The 12,938-nt window shown below is 35.9% G+C and carries 12 protein-coding genes; 1 reads left to right on the forward strand and 11 read right to left on the reverse strand.

Features of this window, described 5'->3' with window-relative positions:
- The first annotated feature begins 162 nt into the window (after positions 1-162).
- Positions 163-672 carry a competence protein ComK gene (locus tag AC2CGN_RS19435; protein WP_484515686.1) on the forward strand — a complete coding sequence of 170 codons (510 nt, stop codon included), beginning with the start codon at positions 163-165 and terminating at the stop codon, positions 670-672.
- Between the two features lie 181 nt (positions 673-853).
- Here the strand turns inward: AC2CGN_RS19435 and prfB are convergent.
- From prfB to AC2CGN_RS19490, 11 genes are all read right to left on the reverse strand, one after another.
- Positions 854-1,958 (reverse strand): peptide chain release factor 2 gene (gene prfB, locus AC2CGN_RS19440; RefSeq protein ID WP_484515688.1). Its coding sequence is split into 2 segments (ribosomal slippage): positions 854-1,882 and positions 1,884-1,958, totalling 1,104 coding nucleotides; the frame shifts between segments, so codons are not numbered across the junction.
- Positions 1,959-2,094: 136 nt separating this feature from the next.
- On the reverse strand, positions 2,095-2,643 hold the full coding sequence (locus AC2CGN_RS19445; RefSeq protein WP_429980394.1) for a competence protein ComK: 549 nt from the start codon (positions 2,641-2,643) through the stop codon (positions 2,095-2,097).
- 456 nt (positions 2,644-3,099) lie between these two features.
- Positions 3,100-5,610 carry a preprotein translocase subunit SecA gene (secA, locus tag AC2CGN_RS19450; RefSeq protein WP_429980393.1) on the reverse strand — a complete coding sequence of 837 codons (2,511 nt, stop codon included), beginning with the start codon at positions 5,608-5,610 and terminating at the stop codon, positions 3,100-3,102.
- Positions 5,611-5,774: 164 nt separating this feature from the next.
- Positions 5,775-6,326, reverse strand: coding sequence for a ribosome hibernation-promoting factor, HPF/YfiA family (gene hpf, locus AC2CGN_RS19455; RefSeq protein ID WP_286925724.1), 552 nt, complete (start codon positions 6,324-6,326; stop codon positions 5,775-5,777).
- Between the two features lie 90 nt (positions 6,327-6,416).
- Positions 6,417-6,797: a PilZ domain-containing protein gene (locus AC2CGN_RS19460; protein ID WP_283870847.1), complete on the reverse strand. Its 381-nt coding sequence runs from the start codon at positions 6,795-6,797 to the stop codon at positions 6,417-6,419.
- A gap of 642 nt (positions 6,798-7,439) precedes the next feature.
- On the reverse strand, positions 7,440-8,429 hold the full coding sequence (locus AC2CGN_RS19465; RefSeq protein ID WP_484515691.1) for a tetratricopeptide repeat protein: 990 nt from the start codon (positions 8,427-8,429) through the stop codon (positions 7,440-7,442).
- 589 nt (positions 8,430-9,018) lie between these two features.
- Complete coding sequence (locus AC2CGN_RS19470; RefSeq protein WP_484515693.1) at positions 9,019-9,234, reverse strand: hypothetical protein; 216 nt, start codon at positions 9,232-9,234, stop codon at positions 9,019-9,021.
- A 23-nt stretch (positions 9,235-9,257) separates the two neighbouring features.
- Positions 9,258-9,668, reverse strand: coding sequence for a flagellar export chaperone FliS (gene fliS / locus AC2CGN_RS19475; RefSeq protein ID WP_484515695.1), 411 nt, complete (start codon positions 9,666-9,668; stop codon positions 9,258-9,260).
- A gap of 76 nt (positions 9,669-9,744) precedes the next feature.
- Positions 9,745-10,104: a flagellar protein FliT gene (gene fliT / locus AC2CGN_RS19480; RefSeq protein ID WP_484515697.1), complete on the reverse strand. Its 360-nt coding sequence runs from the start codon at positions 10,102-10,104 to the stop codon at positions 9,745-9,747.
- Between the two features lie 20 nt (positions 10,105-10,124).
- A complete protein-coding gene (gene fliD / locus AC2CGN_RS19485; RefSeq protein WP_484515699.1) occupies positions 10,125-12,524 on the reverse strand; it encodes a flagellar filament capping protein FliD in 2,400 nt (799 codons plus the stop codon).
- Between the two features lie 20 nt (positions 12,525-12,544).
- Complete coding sequence (locus AC2CGN_RS19490; protein WP_484515701.1) at positions 12,545-12,901, reverse strand: flagellar protein FlaG; 357 nt, start codon at positions 12,899-12,901, stop codon at positions 12,545-12,547.
- Positions 12,902-12,938 lie beyond the last annotated feature (37 nt).

Genomic DNA, 12,938 nt, shown 5'->3' on the forward strand with positions numbered 1-12,938 from the left:
ACTGAAAATAACTTGGATTAGTCATTAATCTCTGTTCATTTGAAGCAAATTCTCTACATGTTTTCTTCATTTATCAATAGGTTTTACATTTTATCTATATTATCAATATTTGAGTTTATCCTCTACACTACAGCTATTAAGAGAAAAGGAGGAACACCATTTATGCAAACAAATTATGTCAATGGATATTTAATCTCTTTCAACACCTATTTACTGGAACCTATCCACCATGGGGCAAAAATCTTCACAAGGGTTATTGATAAACATAATGAGCTTATCGTTACTCGTAAACCTATGCACATTCTACGAAAATCCTGTATCTCGCTTGGGACAACCTATGAGGCTGCAAAATATTCCGCTAAACGCTTTTTTGGCAATCAACATAAACTACCAATCGTAGTAGCCTTTGATTATGGTTTCCCATGTATCTTTTTACCAACTTATTCTCCGAACTCCATCCATAATATTTGGATTGGACTTCACGCCATTTCGAATATTATACCGAGTAAATTAGGCTGTATTATCACGCTTAAAAACGATAAACAAATAGAATTACCTATTCAATATGCTTCTATCAGTAAACAATTTGTCAATGCATCCATGCTCTATAAGCATTACATGAATGAACGAAAGAGCATTAGTCATGATGCCCCATATCATCCGCCTTTCTGATTTAATTTCAGTAGGTGTTTGGACACCACTTGAAAAGAAACCAAAACTGCATTCACATAGAGGTAGGAGTCTTCTGTATCCCCCGCTACCGCTATGCTTTCAATACAAAAATATTTGATGAATGAAGATAAAAAAATTCCCTTCAGGTGCACAAAGTTTCTGTGCCCTTGAAGGGAATTGATTAGCCAATTTTCGAACGTAAGTATGCATTAATGAATGGATCTAAATCGCCATCCATCACTGCTCCAACATTGCCTGTTTCTTCATTTGTACGATGATCCTTCACCATTGAATATGGATGGAATACATATGAGCGAATTTGTGAGCCCCAGCCGATTTCTTTCTGCTCACCACGAATTTCATTTAGCTGTTCCTGTTGTTTATCTAGCTCTAATTGATATAATTTTCCTTTTAACATTGTCATCGCTTTTTCACGGTTTTTAATTTGTGAGCGCTCAGCCTGACATTGTACAATTGTACCAGTCGGGATGTGAGTAATACGGACAGCTGAGTCTGTTGTATTAATATGTTGACCACCTGCACCTGTTGCACGATACGTATCAATCTTTAAATCCTCTGTACGAATATCGATTTCAATATTGTCATCGAATTCAGGCATAACATCGCAAGACACAAAAGATGTATGGCGACGACCTGAAGAATCGAATGGAGAGATTCGCACCAGACGATGGACTCCTTTTTCAGCCTGTAAATATCCATATGCATTATGCCCTTTAATGGACAATGTTACTGATTTAATACCTGCCTCATCACCTGGTAAATAATCCACTGTTTCAACTTTAAAGCCACGTTTTTCTGCCCAACGTGTGTACATGCGAAGAAGCATAGATCCCCAGTCCTGAGACTCTGTTCCTCCTGCCCCTGGATGAAGCTCCAAAATCGCATTATTTTGATCATAAGGGCCACTCAACAACAGCTGTAGCTCAAAATCACCTATTTTTTGCTGGAATTCTACTAGCTCTTTGCCTAGCTCCTCTTGCAAATCTTCATCTGGCTCTTCACGTAAAAGCTCTAGCGTCATATCTAAATTTTCATGTGTTTCTACTAAATCTTTATATTCATTGACAATTGCTTTTAAGCCATTTCCTTCATTAATGACAACTTGCGCAGCTTGTTGGTCATCCCAAAATCCTGGCTCAAGCATCATTTCATCTAATTCCTGAATACGTGCCTCTTTGTTTTCTAAGTCAAAGAGACCCCCTGAAATCCGCCAGTTTTTTGGCTGAAATGTCTAACGCGTTACGTACATCTGCTAATTCAATCATTGTTAAATCCTCCGAACATAATTAATGAGGCTATCTTTGAAAATGTAATCAAAAGTGCCATTGCTCTAGCCCCGTATCTTATTATTATAACGTTTTTACGTCGGAAAACATACTTTTTTAGAATCAGGGTATGATGCTATTCAAATTGAACTTCATTCTCACACAAAGGACTGAAGGTTGTCATACGTTGAAAGGCTTTTACTGGATCATATTGAACCTGTAAGTGCTTAGTACGATTCTCCAGTTTATATTTTAATAAAAAGGCTCTTTGAATTCGGTATTCAAATACATTCACACTAATGTCTACATCAAAAACATTACCATCCATAAAAAACACTTTTGTGTTCTTTTTATCTAATGCTTGATAATCCTCAATATGATGAACAGCAAACCACATACATTCTGGTCGCCGATATGACCTACTTGGAAACCAGACATTATTACTTTGCTCATGAACAATGATTGGATTCTTATTGAGCTTGCCAAGAATCATTTTGGAGCCATCAAAAGCTCCTCTTAAACTAGAGCCAAAATAACGTAAATTAAAGTCCATCAATTTTGTTGGTGGTAATTTCGATATAAATTGATTATCCCTTTCTATTACACGTGTACACAAGTTTCCAAAGGCATCATACACAGGCATATACAGCATCGTTTCACTTCTCATAATGTTCTCTTTATGCATCGATATTCCCCCTTATGAAATTTATGTTTATATTCAGCAGTAAAAAGGAATATACTAAATATATATTGGTATACCCCAATGTACATCCTCGAGGAGGTCCTCCAGACTGTTTACTCGAGGATTTTTGTATCCACACAACACCACCCCCTTTACTTCAAAGAAAGCTTGTTCAAACAAATCGTGACGAGGGAAACTTCCTCTGTTAATACCACTAGAACTTAATACACTCATTTAATAATCCGAACAGTTAATTTTACTTATAAAAAATAGAATAAGGAGATAAAAAGTATTTTTTTGTTGAACTAAATCCCTATTGATTTACAGCTATTGTATACCCATATATTTCAATTGTCTATGAATTCTGACTTTTTTCTACTTATTTTCCTTCATTATCTATTTTTAAATATAGAAAAAGATCATTTTAACACGTGGCTAAAATGATCTTTTTTTAAGTGATTATTGAGCTGCACCATGGCAGTTTTTAAATTTCTTACCGCTTCCGCATGGGCATAAATCATTACGTCCAATATTTTCTGCCTTACGAACTGGTTGCTTTTTAGGAGCTGAACCGCCTTCCTCTTTCGGATTAACAGCTTGACCTTTAGCAACTTCTTCACGCTCTAAATTATTGTGGATTTCTGCCTTCATCGCATATTTTGCTACATCTTCTCGGATCGAAGCTACCATATCCTCAAACATAGCAAAGCCCTCTTGCTGATACTCACGAAGCGGATCATTTTGACCATATGCACGAAGATGGATACCTTGACGTAACTGATCCATTGCATCAATATGATCAATCCATTTCGTATCAATTGAACGTAATAAAATAACCTTTTCAAATTCACGCATGCGCTCTGGTGTAAGATCTGTCTCTTTTTCATCATAACGTACATGTACTGCATCTGAAATCATTTGATTAATATCCTCTGCAGTTTTACCTTGGAAATCTTCTGCCTTTAGAACACCTTCATCGAGTAAGTTTGCAGCAACAAAATCCTCAATGGCTTTTAAGTTCCAATCCTTTTGCTCACCTTGGGTAAACATACCAACTACATTGTCAATTGTCTCTTGAATCATAGACTCAACAAGCTCACGCATATTTTCTGTTTCGAGTACATCATAACGCTCTTTATAAATAATCTCACGCTGTTGACGTAAAACATCATCATACTGTAATAAACGTTTACGGGCATCAAAGTTATTGCCTTCTACACGTTTTTGAGCAGATTCGACTGCCTTCGACACAACCTTGGATTGCAACGGCTGTGAATCATCCATCCCAAGTCGCATCATCATGGATTTCATATTATCAGAGCCGAAACGACGCATCAGTTCATCTTCTAATGACAGATAAAATTGTGTAACCCCTGGATTCCCCTGACGCCCAGAACGACCACGAAGCTGATTATCAATACGACGAGATTCATGACGCTCTGTACCAATAACGGCTAAGCCGCCAAGCTCCAACACGCCTTCTCCTGGTTTAATATCCGTACCACGACCTGCCATATTCGTGGCAATTGTCACTGCACCCTTCGTACCAGCATTCGCAATGATTTCTGCTTCACGTTCATGGTTTTTCGCATTTAAAACATTATGAGGAATTTTATGTTTATCCAATAATTTCGAAATAATTTCAGATGTTTCAATCGCAACTGTACCAACTAAAACAGGTTGTCCAGCTTGATGGCGTTCTGCAATATCTGCAGCCACCGCTTTATATTTCCCTTCCATGGAAGCAAAAATTAAGTCTGGACGGTCATCACGAGCAATCGGTTTATTCGTTGGAATAGCTATAACATTCATATTGTAAATATTACGGAATTCCTCTTCCTCTGTTTTCGCTGTACCTGTCATCCCTGAAAGCTTTTGGTACATACGGAAGTAGTTTTGGAAGGTGATTGTCGCCATTGTCATCGACTCATTTTGAATCTCTACGCCTTCCTTCGCCTCAATCGCTTGGTGTAGTCCATCAGAATAGCGACGTCCTTTCATTAAACGGCCTGTAAAGCCATCAACAATGATAATTTCGCCATCCTGGACAACATAATCCACATCATTATGCATACTTACGTGTGCCTTTAACGATTGATTAATGGCATGGTTTAAACGAACATGTGTTAAATCAAATAAATTGTCAATGCCAAATGCCTTCTCTGCTTTTTCAACACCAGCATCTGTTAACGTTACACCTTTTGTCGATTCCTCATATGTGTAATCCGTTTCAGCATTTAACATACGAACAAATGCATTCGACTGTTTATAAAGCTGTGCTGATTTCCCCGCTTGCCCCGAAATAATCAATGGTGTACGCGCTTCATCGATTAAAATCGAGTCTACCTCATCGATAACCGCATAATGAAGTGGACGTTGTACACGTTCCTCTTTATAGAGCACCATATTATCACGTAAATAATCAAAGCCCAGCTCATTGTTAGTGCTATATGTTATATCCGCTTCATAGGCCGCACGTTTCTCTTCTTTTGATAGGCTGTTTAAGTTTAAACCAACCGTTAAGCCTAAGAAGTTATAGAGCTCCCCCATTTCGGCAGCATCACGGCTTGCTAAATATTCATTGACAGTGACAACGTGTACACCTTTACTGGTAAGGGCATTCAAATAAACAGCCATTGTAGCTGTTAATGTTTTCCCTTCACCAGTTTTCATTTCCGCAATATTCCCTTCATCAAGTGCAGCAGCACCCATAATTTGAACGCGGAATGGGTACATCTCTAATACACGCTTCGACGCTTCGCGACAAACCGCAAAAGCCTCCGCACGAATCGACTCTAACTTCTCTCCATCGGCAAAGCGTTTTTTAAATTCTTCCGTTTTTGCTTGTAATTGATCATCTGAAAGCTGTTCCATTTGAGAAGCAAAGCTCTCTACCTGGTCAGCGATTTTTTCTAATTTTTTCAAATCACGTTTATTGAAATCAAATAATTTATTTAATAGGTTTGCCATGAATTTTTTCACTTCCTATATAGTCTCAAATTTCATTTTACCATTGTGTAACAGTTTCATGCAAACAGTCTCCCTAGTTAGTAAAGCTGTTATCCATATTCGAATAGGGATTGTAGACTAAAATAAAAAGCTCCCGCTATAGCGAGAGCTCCTATCTTGTGAGGTTAAGTTGTTTCGATTAAGCCGTATTTACCGTCCTTGCGTTTATAGACAATATTTGTGCCATTTGATTCTGCATCTGTAAAGACGTAGAAATCATGACCTAGCATATTCATTTGTAGTACAGCTTCTTCTTGATCCATCGGTTTTAAATCAAATTGCTTTGTACGAACAATTGAGTATTCTTCTTCCTCTGGTACTGCATCTACAGCTGCTTGTGTAGTAGCAAAATAAAGGCCTGCACCCTCGCGCTCACGGAATTTACGGTTTACCTTTGTTTTATGCTTACGAATTTGTCGTTCTAATTTATCAACGATTAAATCAACCGCAGCATACATATCATTATGACGCTCTTCTGCACGAAGAGTTAAATTTTTCATTGGAATAGTAACTTCCACTTTAGTTTGTTTGTCATTATAAACCTTTAAATTTACGTTAGCGTTGGCGTTAACATCTTCGTTAAAATAACGTTCAACTTTGTCGATTTTGTTCTCTACATACTCTCGAATAGCTGGAGTTACCTCAATATTTTCACCACGAATGTTAAAGTTTAACATGTAAACTCCTCCTTTATAACTGCTATACTATATTAATTCTACACAAGTGTATGGAATACCTCTAAATTAATTCTTTTTTTCACAAAAAATTTACGAATTATTTTTAATTTTTGCCTCAGCCGCTTCTTTTTTTCGACGCAATTTTAATTCTTCGACAATCAAATCCTCAACTGCCCCTTGATTATTGAAAAACACACCATATTGCTTACCTGTCCCAAAAGGGCGACTCCAAATGATTTCTCCATAAGCCCGCACCTCTCTTGTATCAAGCACAAAGCGGAGATCTAAAGGAGGAGGATTAACGCCCAAATCCACCTCAGTAAACATCTTTAAACCGCGCGGACTAATATCAAGCAACTCAGCCATAGCTGTTTGCTCTTGATTGACCCTACCATCCTCGTATATAGCAAAAGTCATTGTAACCGGTTCTTCGAATTTAAAGCGAAAACCTTCTTGACGCTTAAATATCATATTCCCACCCCAATATTATTCAAAACATATAGTTAGCTTGATTATGACACGATGCATGTTTTACATCTAGAGGGAATTAGTAACATATTGTAATGTTTTTAGACCCAATTTTACGACTACGTATAATCCGAGCAAAGATCTAAATGAGTAAGAATACTGTGGCTATTCATGCCTAGCATACCGCATGAACGTGAAGAATACGATCGCACACATTTTACTGCGAAACGTACGGTCAGCACGAACGTGTATGCAACAATATCCCGGCTTCTTAAGCTCACCTTATTATAGATGATTTCCTTGTCTTGTCGAAATTTGTAAAGTCATTATAATCTTGTCGTTTTTGTTCTATTTCATCCATGCCATGCCAAAACGCAGGTTCTTCCTGTATATTAACGCTTCATCCTAATCCTTTTTTAGCAAGTGATAATTCACCAAGTGTTTATCCCCATAGATGAACCTTAAAGAAATAGATTCTTTTTTCTCTTTTTAAGTGAAAAAGAGTCCCCCACAAAAATCCTAAATATTAGATTACCATCATAAGATTTTGTATATATCAGTGATATCATCTAGGTTTGCTAGTGGATGAACATTAAAAATTGAGCCATTATTTATAGAAGGATGTGGAAAAGGTGCATGACATTTTTACTTTGATTTTCCCTTAAAAAGTGACGCTGCTGTTTTTATTCGTTTCTTTTTTGGAATTTCATTTACTCGTTTTCCCATAAATGACTCTGCAATTGGATAAAATGAAGTTAAGTCATCAGGATAAATTTCGAAATCCAATGTATAAATCTCTCCGTCTAACTCTTTTCCAAATGAGAGTAAAACATCCGTAGTTGGGAATAATGGAATTTTCCCATTAGAATGAATAAAAATATCAAACGCTGAATGGAGACCAAATGACAGTAACTCTCTTAAATTTTCGGCATCCATCTGCTTATATTCTTCAGCAGTTAACATCATCTGATGAAAATGATGCATAGCTTGTTGATTGTCATTAACTTCAGAGAGAAGGGTACCAATCGAATAGTGAGACTCCATTTGTTTAGGATCAATCTCGATTGATTTTTCAAAAGCAGCCATTGCTAATTCAGGTCGCCCTCCTTTTTGATAAAGGTTCCCTAAGCGATTCCAAATAAATCCATCATTCGGATCTTTCGCAATTTTTTGTAACAAATGTTCCTCTCCATCTGTAGCATATTGATGAGATGTGCCGTCGTAGAGCTGCATTTTTCCTATTTGACAAAGATCACTAAACTCATCAGGATCCATTAAAGTCATGATAGATAGCATGAGTACTTCGTTAGAATCTTCCCATTCTCCCCCAGCATTACAATGAGTACACCTAAAATAGCCGGTCATTTGGCGTATCGTATTGTCTATATCTTCCTTTTTTTCAGGAATATCAATAGAAATAAAACCAACATCATATTTTCCTTTTTGACCGCAACGTTTACATTTCATCATTATCTCATTTTTTCCAAAAATCGGTGTAATCTTTGATTTCCGATCTATAATCATTTTTACATATTTCCCACCTAAATCTTTGTTTACCGGTGACGGAGAAATGGAGTCCAGTTCTTTTCCTGTTAATGCAGAAATTAATTTTGGGTTGATCTGTTTTTTTGACATGCGTTATCTCCTCGTAAGAAATTCAAAATAGGTACAGCTCGCGCTTGTATAAACGCTTAATAATAAGTGGTTCACCTTGACTAATCATCTATACTTAAAATTGTTCATCTCATGCTTAATCATTACATTCACCACATTTTTCTTCGATAAGTCTAGCATTTTTTTCTTATATATTTCTACCCTTGGTTAATCAAATATATTGTCAAAGCTTAGATATAAATCTCTAATAATGGATCACAGCCATGTAGCTGTTCACCTTAAGCTAGGTGGTATTGAAATTCGCCTAGACGGAAGAATTAATGTTCCAGAAATTATTTATATGGCTTTGAAATGAAAAGACGTGGTGGTGTTAAACGACCAAGATAAAAGGAAGAGTTCTCTCAATTTTTTGAGAGTCTCTATCCTTTTTTACAATGAAAGTAACAGCCTATTTGGAGTTTCGTACTACATAATGAGGTTAGTATAATGTTCAGTAATAGATAGTTCGATATCCTTAAATCATTATACTTTAATGATTCATATGGGATTGGAGAACAAGTTGTTAATGCTTTCTCTTAGGGTCTTCGTCGCAACTTCAACTCTTCAATAATCAATCCTCAACAGCTTCCTGATGATTGAAATTCACACCATATTGCTTGCCTTTACCAAAAGTTCGACTCCAAATGATTTCACCATAGGCTCGTACCTCAAGAGTTCCAAAACAAAGCGTAAATTCAGAGGAGGAGGAGGATTGACACCTATTTATCGGCTTTCCCTTAGTGTATTTTTGTTGTGCGATTTTCGCATAAAGAAAAGAGACCATCATCAATAGATGGTCTCTTCGTTTGTCTAAATTTGTCCGTTGTTTCCCTGACCAAATTGCTGCTGTCGATTAATGCGGATAACTTCCTTCCACGTGTCACGGAATTCCGTCACCAAACCTTCAACCTCTTCAATAATCGCCACATCGTTTTGAATATTTGCTTCGACTAAGCGATGATTTATATATTCGTAAAGAGGGAGCATTTGCTTTGAAATGTCAATGTCCATATTTAATGTAGACATTAGCTCCGCAATAATGGCCTGTGCTCTTTGAAGATTGTTATTTTTTTCTTGAATATTCTTTTCTTTAATTGCAAGCTTAGCCTTACCTAAAAATTTCAAGCATCCATTGTAAAGCATTAATGTCAGCTCACCAGGGGAAGCAGTGGTCACACTATTTTGTTTGTATGCATTTTGCGCTGTTAAATTTGCTGCCAATAAAGGACAACTCCTTTTAAAGGTTACTTAATTACTAGTTTAAACCATTTTCCCAAGAAAAGCTAATAGGTAAATGTTAATTCTTTTTGTCATAATACATCCCATCCATCACACGAATACTCGAATATGGATTGAAGTATTGCTGTTCACTTTTTTTCGTTTTCTGTAGGTTTGCCATATCTTGTTTTACAGCGTCCATCACAGCAGCCAAACGCTCTTTAATCCCATTGTCTAATTCAAGCAACGTCCGATGAACGCGGTTTTGTTCATCAAAATGGAAGCCTTCCTGAATTAAATCTTGAATAATCGTGCCACGTTTGTCCAGCAGGCTGTTAATTGTCTCAATGTATTCGTCTCGCTCTTCACCTTTTGGAATGTCACCTAAATGCTTGAATAAATTTGCTGATACTTGTAAAAGTTGGTTTGTTTGCTGCATTAAAATTCTCCTACCTTATGTTAGAAACCTCCACCTTGGAACATGCCAGATTGCTGATTTGCTCTATTAATTGCTTGTTCCATGGCTGTGAATTGTTTCCAGTAACGAGATTCGATACTTTTTAGTTTACTCTTCCATGTATCAATACGACTTTCTGTATCGATTAAATTTTTACCTATTGTATATTGAGCGTCCGTCATTGTAGAGCGGCCAGCCTTTTTCTCAATATTAACCTGTAATGATTTCATTGATCCAAATCGAAGTTTGTCAAAATAGCCTCGTGTATCTACAGTTTTACCATCAACTATATCATTCTCTTTACCTTCGCTATTTTTAAAGAGTTTTTCCACTGCTTCTGGATCTGCTTCTAACGCGGCGCGTAATTTTTTTTCATCGATTTCCAATGTACCGCCATCGCCATAATTTTTAGTCGTTGTAATACCAATACTAAGTAGAGAATTATATTTTGAATCTTGGAGTCCTGGATTAGATTGGTAAACCAATGATCGCATATCTGATAAGCCATTTCGAATAATAGTATCATTTCGAAGTAAGCCACTCATTGCCTTTTCTTCCCAAAGCTTAATATCGCTCTCAGACATATTTTCTCTTTGTTCACTTGTTAAAGGAGTATAATCACGATATTTAGGTTGTTTTAATTGGTTATTTAAATCCATAATAAAACCATTATAGGTATTAACAAACTCTTTAATCTTCGTCATCATATCATCAACATTTGTTGTAGATGTCATTGTTACTGGGCTAACTGTACTAGGTGGAGTAGTAACTTTGTCTGGAATAGTACCATTAAAATCAACTTCTGTCCCAAATTGTTGTTTATGGGCATCTTTGAAATCTGCTAATGCATTATTTTGACGATCTACTAATAATTTATGTGCATTTTCGGTTTTATTTTTTTCTGTTAATTTAGCTTTTTCATCAGCGGTTGCATTAGCTAAAGTCATCATCTTATCAAATTCATTTGATGAAATCTGTAGTAGATTTGACTTTTGTGTCGAACTAAATTTCGACAATTTTTCTCCTAAAGCTTTTTCAGTTGGATCTAAGGATTCCTTCCAAGCTTTCACTTGATCATTAAAATTTTCTTCTGTTAAAGGGAAATTAAAATTATTCTTTAATAAATCTTTTTCTTCAGTTGATAACCCATTAAAACCTACTGAATCATAAATTGCTTGCGTAGATAAACTATTTAACTTTTCTTCACCTAATTTTTGCATTGCTTTATACTGTTCAAACGTAACATTAGCATCTTTTAATTTTGTTTTTAATGTATCGTTTTCAGGTAGATTATTTAACCAATCTTGATACTCTTTTTTAGTGTTAAATGTATTATTATTAATTTTATTGAAATCTTCTGTTTCTAAACTACGAACTAGTTTAGGGTTATTGAGTTTATTAAATTCATACTTATCACTCGTAGAAATTTCAATAGATCCAAACAATCCATTTTTTGCATCTTTAGTGGCGTCTACTGCTATAGCATATGAATTTTTAGCAGTTTCAAATGCAGCAAGCGCATCATCAATTTTTTGATCAAAAGCAGCATTATTCGTATTTTTCCACTCTAAATATGCAGCATTATATCTTTCTGCAGTTGTATTCTCTGCATTAAATGTATTTTTTAATGTTACACTATATCCATTAATGCTAAAGCTATTTGATGAGCGTTCAGTCGCAATTCCGTTCATTTGGAATATTGCATTTTTACCATTCGAAGCTAGGACTCCTGCTGTTTCTCCTTCTAATGCTGAAAACCCTAGTTTACCGAAAACTTCTCCTCCAGCAGTAACTTGAATTTCACCACCGCCATCTTTATTTGATCCCGTGTTTTTAGCAGTTATTGATAATTTACCTTGTTCAAAGATAGCAGTAACTCCAGCATTACTAGAATTAATTTTACTTACTAATTGATTAATAGTAGTATCAGCATCTATTTCAATTGGTGTTGCTTTACTAGCTAATTTTCCACTTGAATCGATTGCCATTAATTCAATTTTTGTAGGCATCGTACTACCGTCATTGAATAAGTCACTCACTTTACTAGACCCGTTTGCATTTATCTGTTGATCACCTACACCACGAGCTGCAGATGCTAATTGTGAAACCCCTTCGATAGAAAGTGATCCCGATGCTTTTCCTGTTGCAGTAGCTGATACTAGGTCAGAATTTGAGCTACTAGCCGTTTTAGAAATTAGGTTTTTTAATACAAAATTATCTGCAACATAAGTATCAAATGTTTTCAACTTTGTATTTACACTTCGATATGCATCACGTTGCCACTCGTACTTCTGCTTTTGCTGGAATAACTTATTTAGCGGTGCTCTTTCCGCAGACATTAGTTTTTTTACTATCTCATCAATATCCATACCAGACGCTAGTCCGCCAATTCGCATTACCATAATAATTCCTCCATTTACGTTTATATTTTTTTATCTACAATCATACCAAGCATTTTTTGCATTTCATAAAAAGCATCAAGAAGTTTTTTTGGTGGAATCTCTTTCATTACTTCTTCTGTTTCACGATCTACTACTGTTACATAATATCGTTCTAACCCTTCATGATATACGAATTTAGAAGAGTTATTATGAACTTCAAGCATTTTATTCATTTTTACAACAACTTCTTGCACTTTTTCTTTTGTTTCGTCAAAATTGCCTGTAGTAGGTGCAATATCTTGAATCGTAGTGTCGCTTCCTTGCTTTACTACTTTTTCTGAAGAAATAGGTTTATTGAAAGTAACTGCACTTGTATCTATATTTCCTGAAATACGCATTTTTTCATCCTCCTTGAATCTAATACAGATTTCCTTA

This window comes from Lysinibacillus sp. DFXJR4, assembly GCF_057196045.1.